The sequence below is a fragment of the Leifsonia sp. Y862 genome (assembly GCF_057669585.1).
The window spans coordinates 617,529-631,382 of the sequence record NZ_JBYHFR010000001.1 but is presented as its reverse complement, the minus strand read 5'-3'; the positions used below and the strand labels follow the sequence as shown (position 1 = coordinate 631,382).

13 protein-coding genes are annotated in these 13,854 nt (G+C 64.9%); 2 read left to right on the top strand and 11 right to left on the bottom strand.

The annotated features are described in order from the left end of the window. Window positions 1-189: 189 nt before the first annotated feature. From AC25Z0_RS02995 to AC25Z0_RS02950, 10 genes are all read right to left on the bottom strand, one after another. On the bottom strand, window positions 190-1,164 hold the full coding sequence (locus tag AC25Z0_RS02995; protein ID WP_488132266.1) for an Fpg/Nei family DNA glycosylase: 975 nt from the start codon (window positions 1,162-1,164) through the stop codon (window positions 190-192). Window positions 1,165-1,199: 35 nt separating this feature from the next. Further along, complete coding sequence (rnc, locus tag AC25Z0_RS02990) at window positions 1,200-1,892, bottom strand: ribonuclease III (RefSeq protein ID WP_488132265.1); 693 nt, start codon at window positions 1,890-1,892, stop codon at window positions 1,200-1,202. Between the two features lie 27 nt (window positions 1,893-1,919). Continuing rightward, window positions 1,920-2,123 carry a 50S ribosomal protein L32 gene (rpmF, locus tag AC25Z0_RS02985; protein WP_488118769.1) on the bottom strand — a complete coding sequence of 68 codons (204 nt, stop codon included), beginning with the start codon at window positions 2,121-2,123 and terminating at the stop codon, window positions 1,920-1,922. A gap of 2 nt (window positions 2,124-2,125) precedes the next feature. Further along, a complete protein-coding gene (locus tag AC25Z0_RS02980; RefSeq protein ID WP_488118768.1) occupies window positions 2,126-2,698 on the bottom strand; it encodes a YceD family protein in 573 nt (190 codons plus the stop codon). Between the two features lie 11 nt (window positions 2,699-2,709). Continuing rightward, window positions 2,710-5,055, bottom strand: coding sequence for a transglutaminase TgpA family protein (locus AC25Z0_RS02975; RefSeq protein ID WP_488132264.1), 2,346 nt, complete (start codon window positions 5,053-5,055; stop codon window positions 2,710-2,712). 130 nt (window positions 5,056-5,185) lie between these two features. Beyond that, window positions 5,186-6,538, bottom strand: coding sequence for a DUF58 domain-containing protein (locus tag AC25Z0_RS02970; RefSeq protein ID WP_488132263.1), 1,353 nt, complete (start codon window positions 6,536-6,538; stop codon window positions 5,186-5,188). Window positions 6,539-6,542: 4 nt separating this feature from the next. After that, window positions 6,543-7,496 carry an AAA family ATPase gene (locus tag AC25Z0_RS02965; RefSeq protein WP_488119510.1) on the bottom strand — a complete coding sequence of 318 codons (954 nt, stop codon included), beginning with the start codon at window positions 7,494-7,496 and terminating at the stop codon, window positions 6,543-6,545. Between the two features lie 89 nt (window positions 7,497-7,585). After that, window positions 7,586-8,074 (bottom strand): pantetheine-phosphate adenylyltransferase, encoded by a 489-nt coding sequence (coaD, locus tag AC25Z0_RS02960; protein WP_488118765.1) that lies wholly within the window; start codon window positions 8,072-8,074, stop codon window positions 7,586-7,588. Between the two features lie 88 nt (window positions 8,075-8,162). Beyond that, entirely contained in the window at window positions 8,163-10,406 is a 2,244-nt protein-coding gene (locus AC25Z0_RS02955) for an ATP-dependent DNA helicase RecG (RefSeq protein ID WP_488132262.1), read from the bottom strand. Between the two features lie 2 nt (window positions 10,407-10,408). Continuing rightward, window positions 10,409-11,161: a tetratricopeptide repeat protein gene (locus AC25Z0_RS02950; protein WP_488118763.1), complete on the bottom strand. Its 753-nt coding sequence runs from the start codon at window positions 11,159-11,161 to the stop codon at window positions 10,409-10,411. 50 nt (window positions 11,162-11,211) lie between these two features. Between AC25Z0_RS02950 and rsmD the strand changes: the two genes are divergently transcribed. Continuing rightward, window positions 11,212-11,784: a 16S rRNA (guanine(966)-N(2))-methyltransferase RsmD gene (gene rsmD, locus AC25Z0_RS02945; RefSeq protein WP_488132261.1), complete on the top strand. Its 573-nt coding sequence runs from the start codon at window positions 11,212-11,214 to the stop codon at window positions 11,782-11,784. Between the two features lie 252 nt (window positions 11,785-12,036). On the opposite strand, the gene thiL is transcribed toward rsmD, so the two are convergent. After that, the gene (gene thiL / locus AC25Z0_RS02940) at window positions 12,037-13,056 is read right to left on the bottom strand and encodes a thiamine-phosphate kinase (RefSeq protein WP_488132260.1); all 1,020 of its coding nucleotides are present in this window, start codon (window positions 13,054-13,056) and stop codon (window positions 12,037-12,039) included. Between the two features lie 24 nt (window positions 13,057-13,080). Here thiL and AC25Z0_RS02935 point away from each other — a divergent pair, with 24 nt between their 5' ends. After that, entirely contained in the window at window positions 13,081-13,596 is a 516-nt protein-coding gene (locus AC25Z0_RS02935; protein WP_488132259.1) for a DUF3515 domain-containing protein, read from the top strand. Window positions 13,597-13,854 lie beyond the last annotated feature (258 nt).

Sequence of the window (13,854 nt, the reverse complement as noted above, 5' to 3'; positions counted from 1 at the left end):
GATATTTGGCTGTGGATAGCTGTCGCGACGGGTGGCCCGTGGAGGAGCCTCTCTGGCGCCGGCTGAGAGGTCTCGAGACGCTCGCTGGCGCTCACTCCTCGACCAACGGGATGGGATCAGGAGGTCGTAAGTCGTTCACTGGCGCGCACCTCACCGCCGGAGGCACTGGCGGGCATCGCGGCCCTGCTACTACGGGCGCAGTTGCTGGCAGACGGGGCAGAAGTGTGAACCCCGGTTCATGAACTGCTCCCTGACCATGGTGGCTCCGCAGCGCTGACAGGGCTTGCCGTGCTGCCCGTACGCCGTGAGGCTGTGCGAGAAGTAGCCAGACTCACCATTCACGTTGACGTACTGGGCGTCGAAACTGGTTCCGCCCTCGGCAAGCGCCTTGTTCAGGATGAGGCGCACGGCCCTCAGCACTGTCGACACCTCGGCCGCCGAGAGTGAGTTCGCCGGCTGGTTGTAGTGCAGGCCGGCCGCAAAGAGCGCTTCGTCTGCGTAGATATTTCCGATGCCGCTGATCAGTGACTGATCCAGCAGCACTCGCTTGATTCCGCTGTTCTTCCGCGTCAGCGCGTCAGCGAACGAGGCGTCAGAGAATGCGGGATCGAGCGGATCCCTGGCGATGTGGGCGACCTGCGAGGGAAGCGAGTAGGCCCACGTCGGCAGCAGAGCACTTCCGCCTGCCGTTCCGGCCGCCAGTGCTCCGGCACCTCCGATACCGCCGACCGTCAGCGCGACACCCGAGTACCCGGCGACTTCGCCGTCTGCCGTTGGTGCCATGGAGTCGATGGCCATGCTGCCGAAGATTCGTTGGTCGACGAAGTTCAGCCACACTTCACCGAATGTGGGCTGATCCAGATGGATGCGAATGCGGAGCTGCTTCTCGGCGGCGGCACCGGGCGCGCGGAGCAGCACCTGACCGCTCATTCCCAGATGCGTGACGAGGGCATTGCCGCTCGACAGGGGTATCCAGAGGAATTTTCCGCGCCGGACAGCGCCGAGCATCCGCTGGCCCTCCAAGAGGTCGACGAATGATCCCCTGGTGCGGTCGTGCCGCTTGAGGGATCGCTCATCAAAGACCTCGACACCGGCAACGGTCGCGCCAACGACGGCAGGCTCGATACCGCCTCTGACGACCTCAACCTCAGGAAGTTCAGGCATGCATCACGACCAGCGTCATCACAACCCGAATCTGATTACCGGGCCGAGAGCTCGGTCCACGCGAGGAGAGCAGCTGCCATCTCGGCGTGTTTCTTGCTCGTGCCTTCACCGGATGCCGTCACTGCAGTACCAACGGTGACCGTCGCGACAAAGACCTTCGCGTGATCAGGTCCACTCTCAGACACCGCGTAAACGGGTACGCCGGCGCCACGGTGGGCGGCAAGCTCCTGCAACGACGTCTTCGGGTCCATAGCGGCACCAAAGCGTGTCGGATCGGCGAGCAGCGGACTGATCAACCGCATCACGAAGTCGGTAGCGACGTCGCCGCCCGCATCCAGGTACACAGCGCCAATGAGCGCTTCGACCGTGTCTGCCAGAATCGACGCCTTTTCGCGGCCTCCTGTGAGGAGTTCGCCACGTCCGAGCCGAAGGTAGTCGCCAAGACCGATCCCGCGTGCGATCTGCGCTAACGCAGCACTGGAGACCAGACTGGCCCTGCGCTTGGCAAGGTCGCCTTCTTCGAGATCGGGATTCTCACGGTAGAGCATGACCGTAACGGCCTGCCCCAGGATCGAATCACCGAGAAATTCAAGGCGCTCATTCGTGGGAATGCCGCCGTGTTCGTACGCATACGACCGGTGCGTCAGTGCAAGTTCAAGAAGCTCGTCGTCAATATCGACGCCGAGAATGGTTTGCAATGACGACCGGTCGGTCCCCAGGCCTGTCATGAAATCGCGACTGGCTGGATGCGTCGACTAAACGTCTGCTACCTTGCGGCCCTTGTACTCCATGAACAACGGAGTACCGGCTGAATCCTCAACGACCTTGGCGCGGTGCGGGAGGCTGTAAGTAACCTTGCCGTTTTCAACCGTCTTGACCAGGGTTGGCGCTTCGGCCTTCCACTGTGAACGACGCGCGTGGGTGTTGCTTCGTGACTGCTTCCGCTTCGGAACTGCCATGACTACTTCTCTTCTCTATCTAATTCAACGTGGATGTCTTCATCCGAGCTGCTGTCTTCGGAAGCTTGAAATTCCGCGAGTGCTGACCAACGGGGATCACGCACTTCTCTCGGTTTGAGCTCCGGGAATTCGGCAAGCCTCTCCCCGGTCTCCGGGTCGAGACCTGGACAATCCGGCCGGCAAACCGGCTGGAACGGAAGTGCAAGCACAACCGCATCCCTGATCAGAGGTTCAAGATCCACGTGATCATCTTGAACTTCAAACTCAAAAGCTTCGTCTAGAGAATACGCGAAAAGCTCCTGAAACTCGACTTGGACAGGCAACTCGATGTCAATCAGGCATCGACCGCACACTCCGCGGGCGATTCCATTGACGTCTACCGAGGCCAAAATGCCCTCGTGCATGGACTCCAGGCGCACATCTGCCTCTAGAACAGATCCGGCCTTCACAGCTACCAGGGCTTCGCCGAGGTCTTCAGGAACCACGATGTCGAGATTTACGTCTCGCATCATTCCTGGTCGATTGATGACATCGCGTACGTCGATCTTGTACGGGGTCTTGATGAACTTGCTCACGTTGCCAAATTCTACGCGCCCGTGCGTGCCTTATTCCGCCAGCTGAGCATGGTGGGCCAGAGCGACGCCGGAACCAGGATCGCCCGCACTCGCTCTACCGGCCGCGAAGCGGCCTCGATCCGTCGAAGCAACAGGGTCAGGTCGTCAGCGATCGGGGTGCCGTCAGCGGCGGAACCACGGCTGAGAAGTTGCTGTGATTGGCTGTACCGCAGCTGTTCCTCCGCCACCAGGAGCCGATCTACGGCCGTTCCGACCTCCCACGCCCCTTGCCCCTCACCCACGCGCCCCTCACGCGGCAGCGAGGCACCAAGCAACGCACAGAGAGCGGATGCCTGCTCCCGCAGGGTCGACGTCTCACTCACGACCATCCCATGGTCGCGAATGGTGTCGGTCAGCTCGGCCCACGCCGTACTCGGCCCTGCGCGGCCAGCACGGATCTGCGACACGCGCACACGCCGTCTGATCCATCGAATGAGTGCCGGAAGCAGCAGGAGACACAACACGCCGATCAGGGCGAGGACTCCCCTGGTCGCATACCCGCTGTCTGTGGCGTCGCTCTGGCCAGCGGCCGCGCCACCAGAGTCCGGCCTGGCCGCGGAATCTGTCGGCACGGCGGCATCCGTTGGCTGCACTGGAGCGCTGGTCGGATCAACGACCGAGCTGTCCTCCGGCCGCGCGTAATCGGGAACCGAACCGCGACCGGGTGTCGGCTCGAAGGGAAGCCAGCCGATGCCGGCGAAATACAGCTCAGGCCAGGCGTGGAGATCGTGGGAGTCGACAATGTACTGGCCGTAGCCCTGGGTGACGTCGGTGACCCTGCCACCCGGCAGGTAGCCGACGGCAATTCGGGCCGGTATGCCGAGATCCCTCGCCATGACGGCCATCGTCGCCGCGAAGTGCACGCAATAACCGCGCTTGACGTCAAGGAACGCGGCGATGACCTCGAGGCTGCCGCCGTCATAGCCCGCCTCGACCGGTGATTCCGTGTCGTAGGTGAACTCACTCCCCCGCAGGTAGTCCTGGATTGCGACGGCGGCGTCGTATCGTGAGGCGGCGTTGGCCGTCACGTCTGCTGCCGTCGTGGTCACGATGTCGGGGATCTCTGCTGGCAGGGTCAGGTTGAACAGGATGTTAGTGGGATAGTCAGTACCCGACGAACGCAGCTGCGCCTCAGTCGGGTGCAGCTCAAGCGCCGTCACCTGGTAGGACTCTCCACGGGTTGTCGGGTTGTCTCCGACGATCGTTCGATTGCCGCTCAGCCACGTCCAGTCTTCGCCCAGCCCCTCGACCTGTGTCGGCTGTGCCGGTGCCGGCAGCCACTTGCTGCGCACGTTGTCGATCACGATCGACGTCTGGCTTTCCGATGTCGCGATATCCGGTGACAGCCCGTCGGGCGGCGCGATGGATGTAAGGCTGTTCCCTGCCTCTTCAGCGTCGCTGGACACCCACGTCGTACCGTCGAGAGTGTCGAGCGTCAGGAGCTTCAGGTACGGCGGTGACTCTGCCGTCGTGCGGTAGTGCAACGCCTTCGACGATTTCGGGCGCCGCAGATCCTGGCCAAGGTCGATCATGGGGCTCACGCCGGCGCCGAACAGCAGGCCGCTGCTTCGCGCATTCGGCGAGTCCCCTGTCGATAACAACGGCGTGCTCAGCGACAACACAAGGGCCACCGTCACCGAGACGGCCCCCACGGAGAGGGCGCTCCACATCGGGCCGGCCGGCCGACTCGCACGGGAGACGCTGACCCTGGGCCTCGCGCCCGGTCCGCTGGGAGACGTGCCAGATCTGGCCTGGGGCAGATCGGCTATGCGGCGCAGCCTGGCATCAGTGCGGAGCAGGAACAGGTAGGCGCACGCGGTGGCAACGAGGGGCACCAGTCCGGCGCCCTCGTCGATGATGAACCCGGGAATCAGGAGGGGAACCAGCGCGGGAATAGCGGCGATGGCCGGGCTCCGCAAGGAGATGGCCGCAACGTCCATCACGATCGCCAGTAGGCCCGCCCCGCCGACAAGAAGGAAAATGATGCCGGTGATCGGTTCGGCAGGGGTGCTCTGTTGCACGATGGAATTCGTGCCGGCGGCGACCAGCTCGGCGAAGTGAGCGAGCGTGCCTGGCATGGGGATCAGCCACAAGAGGCCGGTCCCGCCGCCGAACAGCACGGTCATGAGCACCAGAAGCACGCCAGCGGATGCGAGAGGCGTCAGCACCCTGGACAACCCGGATCGGCGGAACAAGGCGGCAGCACCGAGCACGATCGCAGCGATCAACGTCATCGCCCACCACCACCCAGAGCCGCGCAGCAGTGCTCCGAGTGCGGCGTTGCTGGTCGCGCTCAGCAGGATGAGGGCGATGGTCATCGGCCACCATGCCTGCGCGGGCATCCTCGGTCGGCGCTGGCGTCGAGTTGGCGGCGCTGGCGGTGCGGCTGGCGTCGTGCGACTGCCAGTGTCGGGGAAAGAACCAGTGGTCTGGCGGGAGCTCAGCGTGTCACGAGACACCGATGCCACCCCGCTCTCGTTGCACTCGTTCCCACGCCTCAGGGATGTCCCTGAAGGTTCGCAGGGGAATGCAGGCCCAGCCGGCATTCTCCAGAATGTTGATCGCCGACGGCTTCATGGTGCTGAGTACGAATGCGATCGCTGGCTTTGCGCGTACCCGGAACGACGCGAGAAGCACGGCCTCCTCATCCGATAGGTCGACGAGCATCGCGAATGTCGGCAGCGGGCGGGATGACCCGCGTGCGCCGGTACCTGCCGATTCGTTCCCCGTCGCGTCATCGGCAGGGTTGCCAACCGGAACGACGCTTGCCAGCCCTTCGAGGAGCATCCGGTCGCCGCCTGGGGCCTGGAAGACGCTCGGCGGCGCCCCGCGCAATCCGCCCTGCTCGTGAGCGCCAGCAGAAAGCTGCGTTCGTCCGGTCTCAATGACCTGGAGTTCAAAGCCGGCAGACATCAGGTGCACGCCGACGGAGGCGACCATCTCGATCACCGCTTCGAAGGACTGGACATGCAGCGGGTCTGGGGCAAATCCCATTTCCCCCTGCGGCTGATAGCCGCTGAGCGTTGTATCGATGATGATGCGCGCCTCTGGGTTGCTCCGCTGCTCCTCCTGCCGCACCATGATCTCGCCATGCCTGGCCGTCGCCGGCCAGTTCACGCGTCGCAGCGGATCTCCTGGGCGATACTCCCTGGCGATCAATTCGTCTGAGTTCGGGTTGATGTGGCGCAGAAGTTCGTGCATGACCCCATCGCCGCTGGCCAGGCTGATTCCGTTGCCTGGCAGTGCGGAAATCCTCGGGGTGACGATGAGGTCGTGCGGCTCGCCGATCCGGCGCTCACTGGATGCCATCCCGAACGGATCACTGCGAACGATCACCAGGGGGCCGACGCCGTAGACGCCGCGCTGACGAGGCGTGAGTGTGTAGTCGAGGGTTGCGGTGTCTCCTCCGCCGTCCGGGCCCTGAGAGTACCCGTCGAGGGTCGGTAGCTCCGTGCCAAGCGGGCTGGACAGCCCGTCGTCGACCACATCTCGCCAGCGAGTGCCGAAGAGCGGACGTGAACTGAGGTTTCGAATGGTGATCGAGACGACAGCATCCGTTCCTGCAACGACGATCGCCGGTCGGAAGACCCGGGTGACGCGTAGCCTGACGGGATGCGTGAGCACGGCGAACATTGCAACGATCGGCACACCCATCAGGAACCACGCGATGAACAACATGTCGACGCGACTGGCGATGAACGCCGCCGCGAACACCACGATGCCGAGGGCAAGAAAGCTGATTCCCCGCAGGGTCAGTCGTGGAGCCCGTGATGCGCTCGTTCGCCGACCCCCCGAATTCATCAGATTACGTCCTGTTCTGCACACCAAGCGGCACGGGAGTCGCTGCCACGATGCGACGGACGATGTCTTCGACGAGGGGCGCGCTGTCCTGGTGGTGATGGCCGAGCGCACGACTGGTGGGCATCAACCGGTGTCCGAGGACCGGGATCGCCAGGGAGTCGACGTCATCGGGCAGCACGTACTCACGGCCATGCAACGCGGCCTGGGCTTTGGCGGCCCGCACCAGCTGCAGCGTCGCCCGTGGGCTGGCGCCGAGGCGAAGGTCCCTGTCGTCCCGTGTCGCCGTGACAAGATTCACCGCATATTCCTTGACCGCCGGGGACGCGAAGACACCGCGGGCGGCAGTCATCATGGCACGGAGTTGGTCGCCGGACACGACGGCGTTGATCGCCGACAGCGGGCTGCGGGTATCTCTGGCGTCGAGCATGGCGAGTTCGGACTCCGCGTCGGGGTAACCCATCGAAATCCGGGCCATGAAGCGGTCCCGCTGCGCCTCAGGAAGCGCGTACGTGCCTTCCATCTCGATGGGGTTCTGCGTGGCAACGACGGTGAACGGCGATGCAAGACGGTATGTGGTGCCATCGACAGTGACCTGGCGCTCTTCCATGCACTCGAGCAACGCGGACTGGGTCTTCGGGCTTGCCCGGTTGATCTCATCACCGATGACGATGTTCGCGAACACCGCGCCGGGCTTGAACTCGAATCGGCCCTCCGCCTGGTTGAACATCGACACGCCGGTGACGTCTGAGGGCAGCAGGTCAGGGGTGAACTGGATGCGGCTCACGCTGCAGTCCACCGATTTCGCCAGCGCCTTGGCCAGCATGGTCTTGCCAACCCCTGGCACGTCTTCGATGAGCAGGTGGCCTTCGGCCAGCAGCACGGTCAGCGCGGTGAAGACGGCGTCAAACTTGCCGTCGATCACAGCCTCGATATTGCGGACGATGGCCTGGCCATACATCTGCACGTCGGCTGGTGACAGCGCAGTTCCAGCGACCGCCGCCGTACCTGGCACAGATTGTCCTGAAACCATTTTCGTCGGCGCTCCATTCATACTCGTGCTCCCTGGAGGTAAGTGGCCACGGCGGCCGGCACATAGGGCGCAACGTCTCCGCCGAGCGAGGCCACCTGACGCACCAGCGAGCTGGACACGTGTGCGTGTGCAGGGTCTGGAAGCAGGAAGACGGTTTCGACACCGGCAAGGTTGCGGTTGACGATGGCCATCGGCGTCTCGTACGCAACGTCAATCTGCGAGCGGATGCCCTTCACCAGGACACTCGCACCGACATCCGTGCAGTAGTCGACCAGCAGGCCGACGTTCCACGACGACACCACGATGTTCCCGGGCAGCCCGGCATCCTGTATCGCCTGCTCCAGCAGGGACACCCGTTGGGCGATGGGGAGCAAGGCTGTTTTTGCGGGGTTGTGCACCACAAGCACGTGAAGCTCGTCGAAGAGCCCCGCGGCCCTCCCGATGACATCGAGATGTCCGAGGGTGACGGGGTCGAACGAACCAGGGACAACGGCGATCCTGCGCATAAGGATCACCCTAGCGCCACAGGGAAGTCGGAGGGACACTACACAGGAAGGTATCGGGTTGATCAGCAGGTTCTGTGGTGCAGTGAACCTAGTTGCGGGTGAGCGATGCCCGCTCATCGACGCTGAGTCGCCGCTGGACGGCTTCATGGAGCGCGGGAATCGAGGACAGCTGGGGATCGTCGTCCAGGACTTCCCCCGCCGCCACCCTGGCGTCAGCGATCAGGTCGCCGTCGGTGGCCACGCGCAACAGGCGAAGCGAAGAGCGGACCCCTGACTGGGTGTTCCCCAGTACGTTGCCCTCTCTGCGGAGGTCCAGGTCGACCTGGGCAAGCTCGAAACCGTCGAGTGTTGCCGCGACGGCTTCGACCCGTTCCCTGGCGACGGTTTCCAACTCAGCGCTTGTGACCAGCAGGCAGATGCCGGGCACGGAACCGCGACCCACCCGGCCGCGCAGCTGGTGCAGCTGGGAAACGCCGAACCGCTCGGCATCCATCACCACCATCGCTGAGGCGTTCGGCACGTCGACGCCGACCTCGATGACCGTTGTCGCCACGAGCACATCGATCTCACCTGCCGCGAACGAACGCATGACCCGGTCTTTCTCCTCGCTCGTCATCCGGCCGTGGAGCGCTTCGATCCTGGCGTCGGCCAGAGCAGGGTTGCGTCGGAGTTCGGGGAGCAGGGTCTCGACGGCTGTTGGCTGCCTGGTCACAGCGGCATCCGCTGACTCTGGAATCGGTTCGAGCGATTCACCCTCCTCCACCTCGCGCGGCGTGATGGCAGGGGCGACGACGAATGCCTGCCGGCCAAGCGCCAGCTCTTCGGCCAGACGCAGCCACACGCGTCTCTCCCAGATTGGTTTCTCGGCGAGCGGTACGACGAAACTCTCGATACCGACACGGCCGACGGGCAGCTCTGCAATGGTGCTGATCTCAAGGTCTCCGAAGACCGTCATGGCGACGGTACGAGGGATGGGCGTTGCCGTGAGCACCAGCACGTGCGGCGGCGTAGTGCCCTTCACTCGCAGTGCCTCGCGCTGTTCTACGCCGAATCGGTGCTGCTCGTCGACGACGATCAGACCAAGGTCGAAGAACTCCACCGATGCACCGAGCAGCGCATGCGTGCCGATCACGATCCTGGACTGGCCGGACACCGTGCGCAGCAGTGCCTTCCGGCGTTCGGCCGTCGACAGCTGCCCTGTGAGCAGCGTCGGCATGAGTTCGGCGGCCAGGTCTGGTCCGAGCACCTTCACGATGGAGCGGATGTGCTGGGCCGCCAGTACCTCGGTGGGAGCGAGCAGCGCAGACTGTCCGCCGCTGTCGGCAACAGCCAGCATCGCGCGCAGGGCGACGAGTGTCTTCCCAGAGCCGACCTCCCCCTGCACGAGGCGGTTCATGGGCCAGGATTCGGCCAAGTCGGTGGCGATGTCGGCGCCCACCTGCTGCTGGTCGCCGGTGAGCGTGAACGGGAGGGCAGCGTCGAAGCGCTCCAGGTATCCGCCAGGAACCGGAACCCGCGGCGTCGAGGAGGTACGCCGTGCGCGGGCGCGCTGCTGCAACAGCGCCGTCTGCAACACGAAGGCCTCTGTGAACCGGAGCGTGTCTCTGGCATTCCGCCAATCGGCATCCGTATGTGGGCGGTGCAGCATCTCGAGCGCCTTGCCGTGCGTCAGCAGTCCGCGAGCCCTGCGCACCTGCGGCGGAATGGGGTCTGGGATGACGCCGACGCTGCCCAGGACGACGTCAATCGACTTGTGCAGGTCCCAGCTGTTGACGGTGCTCGTTGCCGGGTAGATGGCGATGGGGGCCGTGGCCCACTCAGCAGCCGCGGCGTCCGGAACGAGCTCTGCGCCCTCATCCGCTGCACTGGTGAACAGCTTGTACTGGGGATGGGTCAGCTGCATGTGGCCGCGGTAGTCAGAGACCTTTCCGGAGAATATGCCGCGTGTGCCTGGCACCAGTTCGTTGGTTCGCCACGCCTGGTTGAAGTACGTGAGGGTGAGGATGCCGGTGCCGTCGGTGATCTTCACCTCGACGATGGTGCCCTTGCGGGTCTTCATCTCGCGCTTCTCCACCTGGCGCACCTCGGCCACGATCGTGACGTCTTCGTCGAGCGGCAGCTCGCTGAGCACCGTGAGCTCACCCCTGCGCGCATAGCGCCGCGGGTAGTGGCTCAGCAGATCGTTGATCGTGAGGAACCCGAAGGCCTTCTGCAGCGCGATGGCCGTTTTACCGCCGAGCACCGACGACAGCTTGTCGTCGAGGTGTGCGTCTCTGATGGAATCCGGGTCGCGGGGGGTATCAGAGTGCGGGGCAGCGGGTGTTGCGGTCATTCTTAGATGGTAGGCGAGCCCCCCGTCATTTCTGCGAGTTCGACGGCGACGGATGACTCTGACGGACGTTCTGCGGCCAGCTCACGTTGGATGGCGATCGCCTCATCCGTGCGTCCGAGCGCCCGCAGGCACTTGGCTTTTGCCCAGCGCGTGATGAAGCGTTGGTTCTCGGTGCCGACCTCGGTGGCGAAGTGCCACGCCGACTCGAAGTGGTCGAGCGCCGCCTCTGGATTGCCCGCATAGAGCAGGCGCCAGCCCAGATTGTTGTGGAATGCGATGCCCCAGCGCCTGGTGCGTGGGTCTGTCACTGAGTCAAGGGCGTCGATGCCCTCGTGCGCCCACTCCTCCTCGTGCCCTTCGTCAACGAGCGCGAGCATGTGCAGCGCGTCAAGTGCGATGAACGCAGAGCCGGCGGCCGACGCCTTACGCACGGCCGTCAGGAGTTCGGCCACGGCCTCCGCGTTGCGCTTGTTGGCAACGTCAACCCGTGCTCGCTCGAGTGCGATCCTGGCCTCGACCAGGTCTGACGGCTCCGTGAGCGCAGCGTGCGCAGTGTCAAGCATCGCCAGTGCTTGCTCGCGCTCTCCCTGCGCACCGAGCGCGCGTGCGACCTGTGTGAGCAGTTCAGCCCTGATCACCGGGCTGAGTTCTGGGTCGTCTGCTGCTGCCCTGAAACGCTCGACTGACACCTCCAGGTCATTGAAGTCCCAGAGTGAATCCAGTTCAGATTGACTGATTGAGGCGCCGTCGTCCACATTTGCATACTGACACTCCCCTGCGCCCGCGGCGATAGGCTCGATGCATAATGACTCGAATTGTCGCCGGTTTCGCCGGCTCCCTCCCCCTCGCCGTCCCGAAGTCAGGTACGAGGCCGACCAGTGATCGAGTGCGGGAAGCGATCTTCTCGGCCCTCGAGTCCCAGGATGCCGTTCACGGCACCCGCGTACTTGACCTCTATGCGGGGTCTGGCGCACTCGGCCTGGAAGCGGCCAGCCGCGGTGCGAAGGCCGTCACCCTCGTTGAGAAGAGCTTCGGGGCTGCGCAAATGTGCCGGAAGAACGCCGACGCGCTGGTCAAGGCCGCCCCCAAGCGCGATGCGCCCGCCATCACGGTCTCCAGCCAGGCCGTGCAGGCCTTCCTCACCGCAGGAACCTCAAGCTTCGACCTGGTCTTCCTCGACCCGCCATACGAGCTCAGCGACGCTGAACTCGCCGGCAACCTGCTCGCGCTCTCCCCGCGACTTGAACCGGATGCCGTCGTCGTCGTTGAGCGCAGCTCCCGCTCGACGGAGCCAGACTGGGGCTCCGCGTTGCAGATGACCAAGCGCAAGGACTACGGCGACACCACCGTCTGGTACGCGGAGCCTGTCGCGGTCTAGCGCTCGCAGGACGGCGCTCACTGCGCAGTCTGCGGTCACAGCGCCTGCTGCGACGACGAAGCGTTCGTCTGTACGTAGATGCCACCTCGGCAGTCACAGATGTCGCGAATACAGGACGAATCGGCCAGATGTCGTCGAATACAGGACGAATCGGGCCATTCCAGGTCGAGCTTCCTGTATTCGCGACGACCGGAGCGACCAGCCGCAGGAATGCGAGCGCGAATGCAGCGGAACGGCGAGCGGATGCGGCGGTTATCCCGCGGCCGCGCCATCCCAGCCGCGGTACGGGTCCCAGCCGCCCTGGCCGTGCGGGCTGCCGTCCACGGCGATGACGCCGCTGTCGGCGGTCACCGTTCCGATGCGGACGAAACCGCCCGGCAGCACGGTGCCTGCAGGGAAGGTAGCGAGCAGGGCGTGGTCCTCCCCGCCGTTCAGCGCGATCTCCGGGGCATCGCCGAGCGCCGCCGAATCGAAGTCGAAGCCGACGCCGCTCGCACGGGCGATGCGGCCGGCGTCAATGGCCAGGCCGTCTGAGACGTCGAGCATCGACGTTGCACCGGCATCCGCTGCCCGCGGGCCGTCGCTGACCGGCGGCTCGGGCCGCAGCTGCGCCGCAATGAGATCTGGGTGACCGGCCGCAACTCCTGCCGCCAAGTTCGCATTGGGCACACCGTCGGCGTCGACAGCGTGGGTGAACAGCAGGTTGAGCCCCCTGGCTGCCTGGCCCATCCGCCCGGAGAGCGCAATCATGTCACCGGCGCGTGCGCCTGAGCGCAGCACGGGGGCGCGACCCTCAAGATCGCCGATGGCGGTGACGGCCAGCGTCAAGACAGCGGATGCCGACAGGTCTCCCCCGACGACGCCGCACGCCGGTGCGAGGGCAGCGCAGCACTCCCTGAGTCCGTCTGCGATGCCTTCAAGCACGGAAACGGGCGTGGACGGTGGAGCGGCAATCGCCATCAACAGCGCGGTCGGGGTGGCGCCCATGGCTGCAACATCCGACAGGTTCGTGGCGGCGGCTTTCCAGCCGAGATCGGTCGGGCTCGACCACGCCAACCGAAAGTCAGGGCCGTGTACCATCATGTCGGTCGTGACGACGTAGCGGCCGTCAGGAGCCGCGACCATCGCCGCGTCATCCCCTGGCCCAAGCAGCTCAGCGCGTGCCGACGGCAGCCGAGGGAAGATGCGCGCGAGCACCTCAGATTCGCTGAGATCGGCCAGGGTCAGCTCGTCGTCATCGAGAACGGAATCGTCGCCCGCAGAAAGTGTCATGCTTCAAACGGTAGCCTGAAAGGGATGACTCCCCGATCTGCCCGCATCCGCCTGTCCGCCGCGCTCAGCGTTGCCGCCGCCAGCCTCTTCCTCACCGGTTGCACCGCAGCAGTGCCCTTGCAGCCTGCAGCGGATGCCAACAACCCCACGTGCGCAGACGTGATTGTGCGCCTGCCCGATTCGGTCGCTGACCAGCCCGAACGCGAAACGAACGCGCAGGCCACCGGGGCATGGGGCGATCCGGCTGCCGTCCTGCTGCACTGCGGCGTCGACGTGCCAGGCCCGACAACGACACCGTGCCTGAACGTGAACGGCATTGACTGGCTGGAAGACGACTCAGAGGCACCCACATACCGCTACACGACGTACGGGCGCGACCCAGCCGTCGAAATCGTGATCGACTCGGACAAGGTCTCCGGCTCGACAGCACTCGTCGACCTGGCCTCCGCAGTGTCGTCGATCCCGGCCACTGGCCAGTGTGTCGGTGCAGAGGACGTCATTCTGCCAACGGATGGCGCCTCAACCGCTCCGACCCCGTAGCCACACCTCGCTGGCGGCACGAGCCTGGCGGCACAGGTCAGCCAAGCCCCGGGTCTCGAGCTGAGGCCTCCGCTGCGTGGCCTGGCACTGGCCGAGAACGGCCGTGCACTCCCGGCAATCGAATTCTGGCGCGCGAAAACGCGCCAGGCGCGTGCTTTATCGCGCGCCAGGCGCGTTTCCGCGCGCCCAACTGAAATCCACGAGGCCATTCGCCCACGAGACGGCCGTGAAAGGCCTCCTCGACCACCGGAAAACAGG

Bases quoted from the DNA above. Each gene is read 5' to 3' on its own strand.
- AC25Z0_RS02970 (WP_488132263.1), bottom strand. From the start codon at position 6,538: ATGAATTCGGGGGGTCGGCGAACGAGCGCATCACGGGCTCCACGACTG.
- AC25Z0_RS02935 (WP_488132259.1), top strand. From the start codon at position 13,081: ATGACTCCCCGATCTGCCCGCATCCGCCTGTCCGCCGCGCTCAGCGTT.
- rsmD (WP_488132261.1), top strand. From the start codon at position 11,212: ATGACTCGAATTGTCGCCGGTTTCGCCGGCTCCCTCCCCCTCGCCGTC.
- coaD (WP_488118765.1), bottom strand. From the start codon at position 8,074: ATGCGCAGGATCGCCGTTGTCCCTGGTTCGTTCGACCCCGTCACCCTC.
- rnc (WP_488132265.1), bottom strand. From the start codon at position 1,892: ATGACAGGCCTGGGGACCGACCGGTCGTCATTGCAAACCATTCTCGGC.
- rpmF (WP_488118769.1), bottom strand. From the start codon at position 2,123: ATGGCAGTTCCGAAGCGGAAGCAGTCACGAAGCAACACCCACGCGCGT.
- AC25Z0_RS02995 (WP_488132266.1), bottom strand. From the start codon at position 1,164: ATGCCTGAACTTCCTGAGGTTGAGGTCGTCAGAGGCGGTATCGAGCCT.
- AC25Z0_RS02965 (WP_488119510.1), bottom strand. From the start codon at position 7,496: ATGTATGGCCAGGCCATCGTCCGCAATATCGAGGCTGTGATCGACGGC.
- AC25Z0_RS02975 (WP_488132264.1), bottom strand. From the start codon at position 5,055: ATGACCATCGCCCTCATCCTGCTGAGCGCGACCAGCAACGCCGCACTC.
- AC25Z0_RS02955 (WP_488132262.1), bottom strand. From the start codon at position 10,406: ATGACCGCAACACCCGCTGCCCCGCACTCTGATACCCCCCGCGACCCG.
- thiL (WP_488132260.1), bottom strand. From the start codon at position 13,056: ATGACACTTTCTGCGGGCGACGATTCCGTTCTCGATGACGACGAGCTG.